The organism is Nitrospirota bacterium (genome assembly GCA_016235245.1).
GTDB lineage: Bacteria > Nitrospirota > Thermodesulfovibrionia > Thermodesulfovibrionales > UBA6898 > UBA6898.
Window position 1 is genome coordinate 55,744 of the sequence record JACRLO010000035.1, and the last position, 15,182, is coordinate 70,925.

9 protein-coding genes and 1 pseudogene are annotated in these 15,182 nt (G+C 51.3%); 4 read left to right on the top strand and 6 right to left on the bottom strand.

Translation table 11 applies throughout. The features are described from left to right. The first annotated feature begins 70 nt into the window (after window positions 1–70). Entirely contained in the window at window positions 71–886 is an 816-nt protein-coding gene (locus tag HZB31_14315; protein MBI5849095.1) for an RNA methyltransferase, read from the top strand. Window positions 887–999: 113 nt separating this feature from the next. Here the strand turns inward: HZB31_14315 and HZB31_14320 are convergent, their stop codons facing one another. Both HZB31_14320 and HZB31_14325 read right to left on the bottom strand, forming a co-directional pair. Beyond that, window positions 1,000–4,305: an AsmA-like C-terminal domain-containing protein gene (locus HZB31_14320; GenBank protein ID MBI5849096.1), complete on the bottom strand. Its 3,306-nt coding sequence runs from the start codon at window positions 4,303–4,305 to the stop codon at window positions 1,000–1,002. 17 nt (window positions 4,306–4,322) lie between these two features. After that, window positions 4,323–4,655: a hypothetical protein gene (locus tag HZB31_14325; GenBank protein ID MBI5849097.1), complete on the bottom strand. Its 333-nt coding sequence runs from the start codon at window positions 4,653–4,655 to the stop codon at window positions 4,323–4,325. Window positions 4,656–4,772: 117 nt separating this feature from the next. On the opposite strand from HZB31_14325, the gene HZB31_14330 reads away from it, so the two are divergent. Then, window positions 4,773–5,375, top strand: a complete 603-nt coding sequence (locus HZB31_14330; GenBank protein MBI5849098.1) for a hypothetical protein — start codon at window positions 4,773–4,775, stop codon at window positions 5,373–5,375. A 54-nt stretch (window positions 5,376–5,429) separates the two neighbouring features. Here the strand turns inward: HZB31_14330 and HZB31_14335 are convergent, their stop codons facing one another. The 4 genes and pseudogenes from HZB31_14335 to HZB31_14350 form a co-directional block, all read right to left on the bottom strand. Next, window positions 5,430–7,844: an FAD-dependent oxidoreductase gene (locus HZB31_14335; GenBank protein ID MBI5849099.1), complete on the bottom strand. Its 2,415-nt coding sequence runs from the start codon at window positions 7,842–7,844 to the stop codon at window positions 5,430–5,432. Continuing rightward, window positions 7,834–9,495, bottom strand: coding sequence for a 4Fe-4S binding protein (locus tag HZB31_14340; GenBank protein MBI5849100.1), 1,662 nt, complete (start codon window positions 9,493–9,495; stop codon window positions 7,834–7,836). Before HZB31_14340 ends, HZB31_14335 begins: the two co-directional genes overlap by 11 nt. 24 nt (window positions 9,496–9,519) lie before the next feature. Then, a pseudogene (locus HZB31_14345) lies at window positions 9,520–10,608 on the bottom strand (glutamate synthase). A gap of 182 nt (window positions 10,609–10,790) precedes the next feature. Next, window positions 10,791–12,335, bottom strand: coding sequence for a hypothetical protein (locus HZB31_14350; GenBank protein ID MBI5849101.1), 1,545 nt, complete (start codon window positions 12,333–12,335; stop codon window positions 10,791–10,793). A gap of 108 nt (window positions 12,336–12,443) precedes the next feature. On the opposite strand from HZB31_14350, the gene gspE reads away from it, so the two are divergent. Then, window positions 12,444–13,985, top strand: a complete 1,542-nt coding sequence (gspE, locus tag HZB31_14355) for a type II secretion system ATPase GspE (GenBank protein ID MBI5849102.1) — start codon at window positions 12,444–12,446, stop codon at window positions 13,983–13,985. Next, a complete protein-coding gene (locus tag HZB31_14360) occupies window positions 13,986–15,179 on the top strand; it encodes a type II secretion system F family protein (GenBank protein ID MBI5849103.1) in 1,194 nt (397 codons plus the stop codon). The last annotated feature ends 3 nt before the right edge of the window (window positions 15,180–15,182 follow it).

Consider the following 15,182-nt stretch of genomic DNA (forward strand, 5'->3'; position numbering starts at 1 on the left):
TCGCTGCGAAAGCCTTTTCGGCCCGATCAGTCCGCATACACTTATATGCGAATAATTGATACACTACTGCATGGAAAACTGGAAAGACAATGTCTCCTTCGTCCTTGTCGAGCCGAAGGAATCGGGCAATATCGGCGCGTCTGCCCGTGCGATCAAGAACATGGGGTTTATGAACCTCTGCATGGTGAACCCTCCGTCGCAGCTCACTGACGAGGCGCGCTGGTTCGCCTGTAATGCCCTTGATGTGCTGGAGTCGGCACGATCGTATCCTGATTTCAAGAGCGCGATCAGGGATAAGGCAATTGTCGTTGGCACAAGCAGGAGGACAGGCAAGCGCAGGGGCATGATCCTGCCGGTTGAGCAGGGAGCAGGAAAGATCATTGAGCGGGCAAAGGCAGGCAAGGTCGCCATACTCTTTGGCAGAGAGGCTAAAGGGCTTCTCAACGAAGAGGTCGACGAATGCGGTCTCCTGCTTACGATCCCGACGAGTAAAGAACACAGATCGCTTAATCTCAGCCAGGCTGTATTGATTGTTGCATACGAACTGCTGAAGGCAGGGTATGAAAGTCAGGGATTAGGGGACAGGGATCAGGGATTGACAAAAAAAAGAGGAGCGAGAAACAGCAGACAGAGACCGTCTCCCAAGATGATGGAATCAGGGGAATACGGCACGCAGCTCGTCAGTTACGAGGAGATCAGCGCACTCTATAACCGTATGACTGAAACACTGAAGCTGCTTGAATATATCCCGCGCGGTGACCGCGACCTTGAGGCAAAGATCATGCAAAATCTCAAACACTTTATCGCCCGCTCAGGCCTCACGGACTGGGAGCTGAATATGCTGCACGGTATTCTGACACAGATAGAGAAGAAGGTGAAGAACTGACTTAACCGTCATGCGCTACTTCTTTTTTTCTGGCCAAAGAAATCTCATAATCGCAAGCAGAAACGTAATCTGACTTCCCATAAATCCCGCAACTTCTGACAACATTCCGCCTCTTACTCCTGCTTTCCCTTCGGGAAGAGGGGGGACAGTATGCTCACCGGCAGGTTCAATGTTCGTTTCATCATCCCCGCAAGACTGGAAGCAACCGCAGAGGGAGAGAGATATGTTACATGAGGCTCTGCCGGAGTTCCGGTAACCCTGACCGGAACTGAAATCACTGAACCGCCCAAAAAAGTACCAACGATAGGCACCTTTCCGATAAACGAATTTACCTGCCTTAACGGCGCGACCATAACGTTCAGGTCGAGCTGGTTGTCCATGAGATTCAGCGAGCCCTGCGCTACGACCTCCATGACAGCGCTGTCAATAATAGCTTCCTCAACAACGAGGGTTCCCTTGCCGACTGAAGCCGTGACCTTCAACAGCTCATAGGCGAGCTCGCTCTTGTCGAGGTCTGGCATCTGCCCTCCGAGTTCCTCTCCTTTATTGAGAAAATCAAAAACCGTATCCAATGTCTTGTAGCGTGAGATGTTCCCCTTTTTTGCGGTCAGTTCGACCTTTCCTGAGACGATCTTCTTAAGATCCCCAGCCTTGCCGCTCCCCTTCAGATTACCCTTGAGCGTAAACCGTCCGGAGGCATCGCTTTTCCCCCTGGAGAGGCAGAGGATGGTGGGCTTCAACTCCTGATCTGTCGCTGTAAAATGGACATCCAGGTCCATTACGGAACCTGCTCCATCCTTTAAGAGGCTGACATCACCGGTCATATTGACACCGCAAAAGCCTGACCTCCCTATCCTGATATCGGTCTTATTGACGCTCAACATAAAGTCGGCATTAAACGGTGCGATCTGCATTCCCTGGTAATCAAACAGCTCTGTTTTCAGTCTGACAACACCATGCACGGTCAGCGGCTTTCTTTTCTGTTCTGTTTGCTGCGACTCCTTTGTGTTGTCACCATCCGGTGTTACGAGGGCATCCCACACAATACGGTCAGAAGAAACATCTATCTCCAGAACCAGATCGCCGGACTTTGACGATGCGCTCCCCTTCAGGGAGGCAGTATTCACACCGAGTCTCAATAAAGCAGCGTCAATAACAAGGCTGCCCTTCTTAGCGCTTAGTGCCACTGAATCAATGATAAGCGGCAGCTCCCTTCTCCACGGCAGAACGATCTTCTCCCCCCGGAGATTGCCCTGGACAACGATCCCCTCAAGTTCTCCCCCGCTGGTTCCGGCAGTCATCTCGCCCTGTACCATGCCGCCCTGTATTTGGGGGGTAGTGATGAGCTCTGCAGCTGAGGATGTATAAAGTCTGCCTTTAAAGCTCACCTGTTTTTTCTTTTCCTGAAGATCAATGCTCAACAATGCCTTTGATACACTATCTGACAGGTCGAGTCTGCTGATCGTCAGGCCGTCCCTGCCCTTTGCAAGCTCTATCAAAACTGACTGCCCGCCACCGGTCTTCATCGCACTCTGGAATGTAATATCTCCCATTTTCTGCCAGATCAGATGCGCATCTGAAACAGCAACAGTCTGGTCCGTCCGTATGTATTCAGGAATCCTGAAAGCACTCTTGATCCATTGCAATGCCCTGGGCCCGACAGTCCCGGAAAACCGAATATCACCCTTTCTCACAATCTCAAGCGATGTATTCAGATAACCTGAAACCATAGAGGAAGCGTCAAGAATGTTTGTATTGGCATCAGAAAAAGTGAACTGACCTGCCTGAGTTTCGAACTTGCCGCTGTTGAGAGCAAGCTGACCAGGTAGCAGCGGAGTATTAAGCATCAGTTTTTCGACTGAACCGGATATTTTGAAGTTCCAGGCCTGGGAATCCCTTATCAGTCCCTGAAATCTCAGAGAAGACAGATTGATTCTGCCGCTGAGCGAGGCGATCTTGCGAAGCGGCTCTTTCAGCTTTTCATAAGAAGAAAGCCAACGATGCACCTCTGCCGTGTCAAGCTTGCCCTGCCCGGACAGGAGCTCGAGATAATAACTGCCTGTCTGCACCCGGGCCGACAGCCCTGAAAGCGCAGACTTCCCAATCGTTCCCGCAAGGTTATTAACAGCAACCCCTTTTTCATCATAAGAAAAACTCCCCTGCGCAACCGTTATGGGCAGGGGGACCCTGTCATAGTTGGCAGAGAATTTCATCTTTGCTATATCCACCCTGGCCCTGACTGCCCCCAGGCTTTCGCCAAGCACCAGCCTTCCCTCTGCTTTGCCGTTTATTGCCTTTATATGGCCGAGTTCCGTATGAAAATCCGGATTCTTCACGATGCGGCTTAGGACAAGATGGACATCTGTCAGATCTGCTGCGACTGCTGCATCAGCCTGAAATAGGGCATCCCTGCCTTTCAGTCCGATGCTGAGGGTCCCATCGCTGATCCGCGACCGCATGATCTGTCCCTTGAGGCCTTTGCCATACAGTATGCCGTCTCTTATCTCACAGTATCCGCTGACATCCCTGAAGTCAAGACCAAGGTCGGAGATCATGACGCCGCCCCTGTCCAGCCTTCCGGTAATCTTGATATTCGCTGTTTTCCCAAGATCAGCAGGGGCGCTGCCGCTGGACTTAAAGGTGATCTGCTCTACCGTGCCGTTCCTCATGATATCAAAGATCTTCAGCACCACCGGCACGTCATCTCCAAGGGCAAGGGCCGCATTTCTCACTGAGGGGATATCCAGGTTCCTTCCCGTTGCCTCAAGGCTGATCCTGTTGCCTGAAGGGTTTACCCTGAATTCTCCGGACAGGGAAAGACCAGGGTCTTTGCTGCTCAACCTCCCGATGGTGAGTACAACTTCGTCCTTCGTGTTTGCCAGTTTCAGACTCACCGCGATCTTTTTTGCCGATACCGGGGTATGCTCGGGTTTTTCGAGGATCACGCTCCCCTCATCAATGCCGAAGCTGATATCTGCCGCGCCAAGGGCCAGTGAACGCATCACTGCCGCTATCTCATCAAGAGACTTTGTCTTCTCGTCTTTTTCTGCAGGAATACGGACTGTAAAAGACGGCTCATCGACCTGAATCTTTGCCAGCCTCACCTCTCCGCGAAAGAGCGGCAGCAGTTCAGGGAAGATTGTGACCGTCCTGATCGTACCGTTCAGCTTGTCGGGGATAGCCAGACTCGCATTTCGCATGATGACGCGCGGAAGGGGAAACAGGGATATGTCCAGATCCAGAAATGTAACCGTGCCGGCGATCTTCTGCGACAGAAGATGCACGATCTTCTCCCTGACCATTTCCCTATTAATGAGCCTGGGCAGAAGAAACAGAGCAGCGGCAACAGCGAGAAGAAGAATCGCACCTGCGCCTATCAATACCCGCCTCATCGAATTCTTACTGTGGCTAAAAGCCATGGAGAAACCTCATGAGATCAGGAAACAGGCCGGTCAATAAGTGCCTTTGAGGATTTCACAAAACAGATCCCTTGCGGAAGCATACAGTTGCCAGCTTTTTTTTGCCCCACCGCGTCAGCCACAGGATGGAGATTTGCGAGCGTCGAGTTGATGTCTGCCAGCATAAGCAAGACCTGCGGCGGAAGGGCTGAAAATTCTGCGGTATTCGTCGGCATACTATTTATGTCATGTCGCAGCTGCTGAACACTGTTTGTAAATGCCTTGCAGACACTGCAAAGAGGATCGCGTTGCTGATTCGCCAAAATACCTGCAATAAAGCGGTAATAACGCAGTCTGGTCAAAACGTCCATTGGTTGCCCCCTCTCAACGTAAAATTGGAACACACTTCAGTTCAATTATAGAATGTTTAATGCCCGAATTGCTGAAATGGCAGTTTCGGAATGTTGGCCGGTATAAGGATCGCGAATATGCTAAAATGTAGCCGACCCTTTATCACGACAGCCATACATATGAAAAAAGAAAATACCCGACATCCGGTCCAGGACACCTTCACCGGAGACAACATTGAAAACATACGGAAGGCGATTGCCCAGGGCAAAAATATCCTGATCTGCGGGGTCGAGGGCGTCGGCAAGATCACCAATACAGTCCAGGCGGTAAAAAATGCCACCAATGTCTATTATCTGGGCAACCCCCTTGATTATGAAGGCAAGATGCGTCCCGGCAGCTATGAGAAATACCTCAAGTACATCCATTCACTAAAAAAAGATATCAGGATCATCGAGGACATTGAGGGCTTTTTTACGATCACTCAGCCGATCATCCTGATCATCGACGAAGTCTACGGCAGGAGCGACGCCGAGTTCAGCCATATCAGCAGGCTGCTGGAGATGACAAACATTCAGGTTATACAGATTACCGGGTGCATCAAGAACATGAAGCGGCTCATTGACAAGATCGATTTTATCCTCGAGCTGCATGTCGAGGGGGCCTTCTCGGTAGAAAAAGATCTTGCCCAGGCGATCTGCAGGATTCTGGGAAAAGATAAACCTACAAGCAAACTCTTCTGAAATAAAAAAGGCCGACATTTCTGCCGGCCTTTTCCACTATTCTAAAAACAACGCTCAGACGTTCTCGACCATCTCCCAGACTCCGGTCGGGCAGGTGCCTGCGCAAAAACCACAGCCTATGCATTTTGCTTCATCGACCACATATTCGAAGGCGCCATTGCCGAGATCGTTCCTGCTGATTGCGCCCCAGTAACAGGTCGACTCGCACATGTGACAGTCACGGCAGGACGCACAGGACAGACATTTATGCCCTTCCTTTTCAACCGTGAAGTCTCCATTGCCTGCCTCATAGTATTCCCGCCTGATCTTATCATACGAGATCATCTGTTTGGTCTCAGGCTGCCGCGGTGCATGCATGAGCTGATAATGCACGGTCTCTGCAACAAGCCTTCCCTGGCCGATAGCATGCGTTACCAGTCCGAGGCCTGTCACGTCACCAATCGCAAAGACCTTTACATCAGAGGTCTGATTAATATTGTTGACCGCAATCCAGCCGCGCTCCGTATGGATATCAGCCGGCAGAAAATCAATGACCGGGACGTCGCCGACAGAGATAATCACCACATCGGCATCAAGAGACGAGCCGTCCTTGAAATAGATCTTCCTTCCGGCATGATCATACCGTTCAGTGATCTTCGGGTAGAGTATCTGCGTGCCTTTTGACGTTGCAGCCTCCATCTCCTTGCCGAATGCTGCAGGCTTCTGGATGTCAACCGCAATGACAGACTCTGCGCCGAAGTTGTACGCCTCGGACGCCACGTCCATGCCGACATTACCGGCTCCGATCACCACGACTTTTTTGCCTTTGAGGTCATGGACCTTGCCGCTGTTCGTCTCTTTCAGAAAATCGTAGGCTGTGCTCACATGCTCAGAACCGGGAAACGCTATGACCCGGCCTTTCTGTGCCCCCACAGCCACGATCACGATCTCGTGGTCCTTGTAGATCTCGCCATATTTCTTCCTGTCGATCTCTGCATTGAGCTTGACGTTTACTCCAAGCTCGCTGAACCGTGAAAGCTCCTTCTCAAGGATCTGGTGCGGCAGACGCTCACGCGGGATGCAATGCTCAATCTTTCCGCCAAGCTTTTCTGAAGCTTCGTACAGGTCAACATTATGACCTTTAAGGGCAAGCTGCCATGCAGCGCTGAGGCCGCCAGGGCCGCCGCCGATCACCGCAATCTTGTGGCCTGTCGACTTCTCCTTTTTGGGAGCTGGCAGATCAAGTGCAAGACTGCCAAGCTTGTCGATCGCAAGGGGCTTGTCAATAAGGCCCCTGGTGCAGCCGGTCATGCAGAGGTTCGGACATATCTGCCCGCAGACTGTTGCAGGAAGCGGGCTGTATCTGAGCACCAATTCCAGAGATTCCTGAAGCAGCCCCTGCCTGATCAGCGTTGCCCTCTTATGCGAGGGGGTCAGCGTAGGACAGGCATATGCACAGGGAGGGTTATATTTCTCATTCGACCAGAGCGGCTTGTTTCTTCTGTCGCTGCCGGTCGTTATGTAGGGAAGCACCGTAAGGTCATGGTCGAGGTACTCGGCAAAGATCCCGCCCTGGCCCACAGACTTTTCCCAGTTATTCTTGCGGAAGTCGACCGTCGACATCTTAAGCGGCTTTTTCGCCTTCTTCTCCTGGGGCGTGTAGGCCATGAGCTTTTTCCAGTCAGAAGAAGACCGGGTAAGCTCTTCGTAATAGTCCGTCTTCTCAATTGCTTCGAGATACGGCTTCATATTCGCGGTCAGCCACTGCCAGTCCTGGTCAGTAAGGTCAAGGAGCTTCACGTCCTTTTCGCTGTAACCCTGTATCGGGCCGCGGAAATAGATCGTGCCTCCGACCATGCCAACACAGGGACGGTACCCAAGCACATTTTCCGGATTCCTCGGATTTACGCCGCAGACAACTGCAATACCGCCAGCCTTGAACTCTGCAAACGAGTCGCCGACATTTCTGAAATACCAGGACTGCGGAGGGTCAAACCGCGGATTGCGCTTGGTCATGGTATCGCAGCGTGCACCGCCGCTGCCCTGCACATACAGAAGGCCCTGTGCAGCAGCATTGAATGCTCCGTTTGTGACATCGCCCAGGACCGTAATCTTTGCACCGCAGTTTATCCATCCTGCATCATCAGATGCGCTGCCCTTTACCACGATCTCGGTCCCCTCCATGCCCATGCTGCCTACTCTCTGGCCTGAAGTGCCTTCAATCGTGATCTTTATAGTCTCGCCTTTCGGCCAGATACGTCCGCCGATGCCATGCTGGCCTTCAGCGATCACCCGCAGCTCGCTTACACCGCTCTTTACCGCCTCCTGGATCTGCTCCTCGAGGATTCGGGAAGGCACACGCTGTCCTTTCACATTGCCTTTTATGGTAACGAGTGAGGACGGGACATTTCTGTCTTCTGTCTTGTCACTTTTTACGTTTTTCTGTTTTCCCGTCACGGTACGTTTAACACTTTCTTTCTTAGCACGCATAGCTTATTCCCAGCCTCTCAGCAATTGCTTTATCATCAACACTCAGCCCGTCTGACATGCCTATCGGCAGCTCAGTAGACCGACCCATCGGAGCGAAGATTTTCTTCAGTTCCGTATCCGCTGCCTTGAAAACCTCCACGACACGTTCGGCAACCTTGTCCGGATCAAGTCTTCTGTAAAGCTTGGGGTCCTGAGTCGTGATACCGCGCGGGCATTTCCCGGTATTACAGAGATTGCAGCGGTTATATTCATCACCGAAACAGTCTGCAGCAGCCTGCATAATGTATTTGCCGATTGCTACGCCGGATGCGCCAAGCATCATGAGCGCAGCAGCATTTGCAGCAAGGTTGCCCTTCTTGCCCACGCCGCCTGCTGCGATAAGCGGCAGTTCGTTCTGCTTGCCCTGTTTGACCAGGTCGAGATAGCATTCCCTGATGTTCGATGCGATCGGATGGCCCATTTTGTCCATCGAAACGTTGTACGCCGCACCAGTGCCGCCGTCCTCGCCGTCAATACAGAGACCGGCTGCATACGGGTTCCTGGCAAGGTTGTTCAGGACCGCTTTTGCGGTCTTGGAGCCCGAGATCTTCGGATAGACCGGCACCCTGAAACCCCATGCCATGGACATGGACTGGATCATCTTTGCGACCGCCTCTTCGATAGAGTATTTGGTCTGATGGGTCGGCGGCGACGCAAGATCAACGAACTGCGGCACACCGCGGATCTTTGAGATCAGCTTCAGCACCTTCGCGGCCATGAGCAGTCCGCCGTCGCCCGGCTTTGCTCCCTGGCCGTATTTGATCTCTATGGCTGCAGGGTCTTCGACCATATGCGGGATCGCCCTGACAATCTCGTCCCAGCCGAAATACCCTGAGGCTATCTGGATAATGAAATATTTCAGGTACCGGGACCTGAGCAGCCGGGGAGGCATGCCGCCCTCTCCGGAGCACATCACCACAGGCATGCCTTCAACTTCATTAAGATATGCCACGCCCATTGCAAGACCTTCCCACATCGGCGGTGAAAGCGCACCAATAGACATGGAGCCGATCATAATCGGATATATCTCCCTTACCGGGGGGATAAAGATATCGCTCTTTTTGTCCATCTGGAGCCTGTCGCCAACAACCGAAAGCGGCATCTGCTCGGGTGACATGACCCGGCCTAGCAGTGTCCTGATCCGGAACTCATGTCTTCCCGCGTCCAGCGCCGGGTCAGTGAGCATCGATATTCTGGTGAACTTCAGCCTGTCCAGCGTTGATACGGTCGGATCGTTTCTTCTTCCGCCTCTCTTATATCCATCGCCGCCCTTATTCTTATAGTGAAGCATCTTATGCTGAGGATTAAGCTCAGGCTCGATCGCCTCATTCGGGCATACAAGAGTGCAGGAGCCGCAGCCTGTGCAGTAGCGTTCCATGTCCTTCACCTGCTCGACCACTTGTACGACCTGCCTTACCGCAACAGGCGTCGGCACAGGACCTTCAGACCTGACCGTCCGCAGGACCTTTACCGCCGGCTCGATCGCCTTTACCGGGCATACTGCCGTACATCTGCCGCAGCGCTTGCAGCGGTCATCCCTCCAGCGGATGATATAGGGGAACTCCCTGAGCGAGAGTTTATGATTATTGTCTAACCGTGCAGCTGGTTCCATACCTTCACCTCCTGTGCATCCGGTGACCTTCACCTCCTGTGCATCCGGTGAAATGATCACCATATCGTATTTCATCGGGAAAATGTCCTTTGACTTGTCTCTCTTTGGGACAGCGCTGTCAACGCCGCATTCTTCTGACATAAGCGCATATCTGCCTTTCACTCCGCCCACAACACCCGGCCTGAGTTTCTTGGAATCCTGCACCATAAATACCCTGCCGTCGGGCGTAAACCCTATAACCATATTAGGCCCGTCAATACAGAGCTGCCTCATGGACTGCTTCATCAGACCCACGGCCTCAGCATCAGATCTTTGTGCGATCTCAGTTGCTTTAAGAGGGGTTATAACATCCTTGTAATAATGAAGCGGAAATCCAAGCTGCCTCACCGAGTAGTGAAGGATATGCGTAAAGACCTCGCTATCGCTGTTATAACCCATATAGCCGGGGAACCCCCTGCTCGAAAGATACTCCCTGATCGGCACGAATGCCGTATTTTCGCCATTGGTCATGGAACAATACCCCTGTATGAAAAAGGGGTGGCAGGCATAGAGATAGATTGCATAATTAGTGTTCTGCCTACCCTGGGCAAAGATGATCTTCGCCTTGAGGCTGTCATTGTCAAGGCCGAAGAATTCAGCAACCTGCAGAGGATCGCCGACCTCTTTGATTGTGATAACATCAGGATAAAAAGAAAAGACAAAGATAGAGCCGTCAGACTCTCCCTGTTGCCGCAACGCAAGCCGCGTGCACATCAGAAGGTCTTCCTTCTCCTTTACAGACTTGTTTTTGAATGCTACAGGGTACTCATAGGCACGGGCAAAATAGTGGTCGCGGCTTATGATGCCGTCAACAGGCCGTGTCTTGGGCTTCCACTCATGTTTGAGCTTGAAGCCCTGTTTCTTCATATAATCGTCAAGAACTTTCCTTCCGTCCCTGGAGCAGATGCCGGAGAGAACCGGATATTTCTTCAGCTTCTCGAACTCTCCCCCAAGGTTCTTGAGCGTTAGCCCAAGCCCTGAACCGTCATGTCCTTCTTTCATGGTCTCAAGGGCAAGAACAGGCTCCATGGGCGAGATGTATTCTTTTGATGTAATCGCAGCAAGTCTGCACATGTCTGTTACCTCTACCTTCTGTTCTTTAAAAATAGGCAAAAAAAGCGTCTCTGCCGGTCCTCTGGCATAAGACGCCCATACGTTAGCCGCATGCCGTCTTTTATTATATAAAAGTGCTGATTTTCATTTCAAGGAAAGTAAAGGGGTACCCTGGGACCGGACGGCAAAATTACACCCTGACGCTAAATATCCGGCTGCTGCTGGGCAGCCTGTTTTTCCTGATAAAGAATCATATATTCTGCTTCGAGTGATTCAAACCGTTTGACAGCCTCCTCAAGTTCCTTATCCTTTGCCTTAAGCGATGCCTCAAAATCCCTCACCATCTCCTTCAGGTCCTCGTTCTCCTTCAGGACCTCCGCAGGAGTTTCACTGATCATTACCGGTCCCTGCGTCTTCATCTGGTCAAGCTCCTTCTGCCATCTGCCGACTTCCTCGACAAGACGCTCGTTTTCTTTTTCGAGTGTCGCAACACAGAGCTCGAGCTGCTTATAGTTCTCCCGGAACTCAGCAAGAGGCGCCTTCATGGCCTCGCCCATTCCTGCCTTCTGTGCAGCATCAAAGAGCTTATTTTCAAGGTCTTTATTCTTATCCTTAAGGGAGTCGAACTTCAGCTGGGACTCGGCTATCACATCCTTATAGCTCATCAGAAAGGCGATCTTTCTGGCTTGAGCCTCTGCAAGCGCCTTGGCGCCTTTGAGATCCTCGCTGATACCGCCAATCTCCTCCACCTTATCCTGCAGGACATCGATCTTGTCAAGGGCCGTCTTTTTATCCTTCAGCACCGTCTTGATAGCCTCATCAAAACTCTTATAGATCTGATTCCAGAGCAGAGGCATCTCATCCTCTGCCTTATCGGGTTTTACAAGCAGACCCTTCAGAAACAGGAGTCTTGCAGAGTGCAGCTCATTGATCACCTTCGAATCGGCTGTTGCACCTTCCTGCGCCTTCTGTTCGTCAGAGGCAAGCTGCTTCATCTTCTCATCTGCCTGCTCCCTGAGGAACTTCCCGAAGTTCATCACCTTATTTTCAACCCTGACCGGTCTGAGCTTCCTCACCCGAAGATAGAGGACCATAAAAGCAGCAATCCAAAGGACTGCGGCAACAGCATTGATTATACCGAAGGTGAGCCAGGGGAATTTCTGCTGAGTCTGATTCGCTGCCTCAGCTTTAGTCTTTATCTCAGCCTCACCCTTACTGTCATGCCTGACCTCAGCCTTGGCCTTGATATCTTCTATTTGGCCCGGAATCCCCTCGGCCGGGGCGTCTGCAGTCTTGCCAGACGACAGCGCCTTAAAGGTATGCTCCTGAGTCCGCCTGATGCCTTTGCCTTCGACAAGGACCCGGACCTCATAAACACCTGCCTGGGCCGCCGTGATCCTGCAGGAATAGAGACCGTCACCGGCCCTGACATCGCCATCCAGACCGTTATCAAAGAGTGCCTTGAGAAAACCGCTTCCGTCAGGCTGCTTTACATATGCAGACATCTTCAGATACCTGATCACTTCAGGGCTGTTAAGCACCAGTTGGCCTTTTACGACACTGCCGGTTATAGTCATGGATTCGCCCTGTCTGATCTCGGCACTGTGCAGGGAACTCTGAAGTTCAATCCCGGCCGAGCCGGTATCCTGACCAGGCGTAGGCGACGATATCAGAAAAATGACAGCAAGGACCGTAATGCCTTTCAGCAGCAACAGCCGCCTCATCCCTTCCATCTCCCTCAGCTTCATGTAGTTATTATACAGCAGGCCGTATCCAAAGCTTAAATACTCAGCATTCCCCAGTGGGAAACATCCTGATTTTGGTAAAAAAACCACTTGTATGTTATAATTTTTGACATGTTGAACACTGCAGATTCTGCCCTGAACAGACCATTTATCAATAGCGAAGACCTCCCGAAAGTCCCCTTTGTGCTTATTGCCATATCACCCCGTTTTATACGCGAAAACACGGTTATCCCTCTTGAATTGAAGCAAAACGTGCTGAAGATAGCAATGGCAGACCCTGATGATCGGGATACCATTGATGCCCTCAGGGTTGCAACGGCTGCGGAAATCCAGGTATTCGCGGCTGACCGCAGGGCCCTCGGTGAATATATATCAAAATTCTATGGTCAGGAATCACAGGACATAAACAGGATTGTAGAAGATATGGGAGAAAAGGGGTTCGAGTTTGTCAGCGAAGATGAGGAGGATATCGGGCATCTGAAAGACCTTGCCTCGGAGGCTCCCATCATACGGCTGGTGAACCTTCTGATAACAAGAGCTGTTGAGGGCCGCGCAAGCGATATCCATATAGAGCCGTTCGATGATGAATTGAAGGTCAGATACCGCATCGATGGCGTACTGCACGATGCAGAATCCACTCCAAAAAAACTGCAGGCCGCTATCATTTCTAGAATCAAGATCATGGCAAAGCTGAATATAGCGGAAAGGAGACTGCCGCAGGACGGGCGCATAAGACTGAAGGTTGGGGAAAAAGAGGTTGACCTCAGGGTCTCCACCATACCCATTCTTCACGGCGAAAGCGTCGTCATGAGGATTCTTCACAAGGAAGGCATCGCCATAGACCTGAAACTTCTGGGGTTCCCGCCAAAGATGCTGTTGCAGTTTCAACAGCTTATCGGGAAACCCAATGGGATTATCCTGGTAACCGGTCCCACGGGAAGCGGCAAGACGACTACGCTTTATGGGGCTCTGGACAAGATAAATTCGCCCGAAAAAAAAATAATCACCGTTGAGGACCCGGTCGAGTATCAGCTCAAGGGAGTCAACCAGATCCAGGTCAAACCACAGATTGGCCTTAATTTTTCTAACACCCTCAGACATATTGTCAGGCAGGACCCTGACATCATCATGATTGGAGAGATCAGAGACCTCGAGACTGCCGAGATTGCCATCCAGTCAGCATTGACCGGTCATATGGTATTTTCCTCCCTGCATACAAACGATGCGCCAAGCGCTCTGACAAGGCTCCTTGATATGGGTGTTGAAAATTTTCTTCTGTCGTCTACCGTGAGGGGAGTGCTTGCACAGAGACTCGTCAGACTGATATGCCCTTCCTGCAAGGAGACAGACCCTTCGACCGCTGACAGGGAAGAACTCCTGACACTCGGGATAGAAAGGGATACGCCACTCTACCGAGGAGCAGGATGTGAACAATGTGCGCATACCGGGTATTTCGGCCGGGCCGGGATATTTGAACTTCTGATTATTGACGATGAGATACGCAAACTGGGCCTGAAGAACGCTGATTCAAATCAGATCAGAGCTATGGCCAGACAGCATGGAATGAAGACTCTGCTGGAAGATGGCGCTGATAAAATAAGGGCGGGGATCACTACCTTGAGTGAAGTGCTCAGGGTAACGCAGGAGACCTAAGTGCCCATTTTTTCATACAGGGCCACCACCCCGGACGGTCAGATTGTTGAAGGTGTCATAGAAGCCGCGGATGAACCAACTGCCGTCAACAGACTGAAAAACTCCGGGATTATCCCGCTAAAGATCGATGCCTCATCCGAAGGAACCAAACGGAAGTTTACGTTAAAGTCGTCAAAGGGTGATATGCTGACATTCACCACAGAGCTTTCCGCACTCTTAAGCGCAGGATTACCTATCGACAGAAGTCTTAACATGCTCGCAGAGATCTCTGAAGGCAAAGAGATGAAGAGCGTAATCCAGTCGATCCTCAAAGCTATCAGAGAGGGAAGTTCCTTTTCTGACGCCCTGCAGAAACATCCCAAAGTCTTTTCAAAACTGTACGTAAACATGATAAGGGCTGGTGAAGTCGGCGGCGTTCTGGACGTTGTCCTGGATAAATTGAACGAGTTTCTCGAATCTACCAGAGAATTAAAAGAGCATGTCTTCTCTGCGATGATCTATCCGGCTATCCTTCTTCTTACAGGCGGGATATCGATAATCATCCTCCTGGTCTATGTCCTTCCAAAATTCTCGATCATTTTCAGTGAGATGGGCACCTCCCTGCCGCTGCCGACGCTGGCACTTATTAAGTTCAGCAATATCATAAAATCATTCTGGTGGATCATCCTCTTGTCAGCAGTAACGGGATGGCTTGTATTCAGAAACTACATACGGTCTGCAGACGGCAGGTACCGTTGGGATGCCCTCAAGCTGAAGCTCGCAGGAGACGTAATCATTAAGCTTGAAACCGCACGCTTTACCAGGACCCTCGGCACACTTTTACAAAGCGGGGTGCCCCTTCTTCAGGCCTTGAAAAACGCAAAAGATATTATTAATAACCAGATCATAGCCGTAACAATCGATACCGTGACAAAAGGTGCAAAAGAGGGCAAGGGTATCGCAGGGCCGTTAGCCGGTGCCAATGTTTTTCCTCCCCTTGCCCTGTCAATGATAAAGGTGGGCGAAGAGACGGGCCAGCTGGATGCGATGCTGCTGAAGGTCGCTTCCACGTATGAAAAGAGTCTCAAGACTGCCATGAAACGATTCATCGGATTCCTTGAGCCGGCGCTGATCCTGAGCATGGGGATTATTATAGGATTCATCGTCCTTTCCATGCTGATGGGCATATTCAGCATGACTGATCTGCCGCTGTAAATG

Excerpts from the sequence above, each read along its gene's own strand:
- HZB31_14315 (MBI5849095.1), top strand. The coding sequence starts at position 71 with ATGGAAAACTGGAAAGACAATGTCTCCTTCGTCCTTGTCGAGCCGAAG.
- HZB31_14320 (MBI5849096.1), bottom strand. The coding sequence starts at position 4,305 with ATGGCTTTTAGCCACAGTAAGAATTCGATGAGGCGGGTATTGATAGGC.
- HZB31_14325 (MBI5849097.1), bottom strand. The coding sequence starts at position 4,655 with ATGGACGTTTTGACCAGACTGCGTTATTACCGCTTTATTGCAGGTATT.
- HZB31_14330 (MBI5849098.1), top strand. The coding sequence starts at position 4,773 with ATGCTAAAATGTAGCCGACCCTTTATCACGACAGCCATACATATGAAA.
- HZB31_14335 (MBI5849099.1), bottom strand. The coding sequence starts at position 7,844 with ATGCGTGCTAAGAAAGAAAGTGTTAAACGTACCGTGACGGGAAAACAG.
- HZB31_14340 (MBI5849100.1), bottom strand. The coding sequence starts at position 9,495 with ATGGAACCAGCTGCACGGTTAGACAATAATCATAAACTCTCGCTCAGG.
- HZB31_14350 (MBI5849101.1), bottom strand. The coding sequence starts at position 12,335 with ATGAAGCTGAGGGAGATGGAAGGGATGAGGCGGCTGTTGCTGCTGAAA.
- gspE (MBI5849102.1), top strand. The coding sequence starts at position 12,444 with ATGTTGAACACTGCAGATTCTGCCCTGAACAGACCATTTATCAATAGC.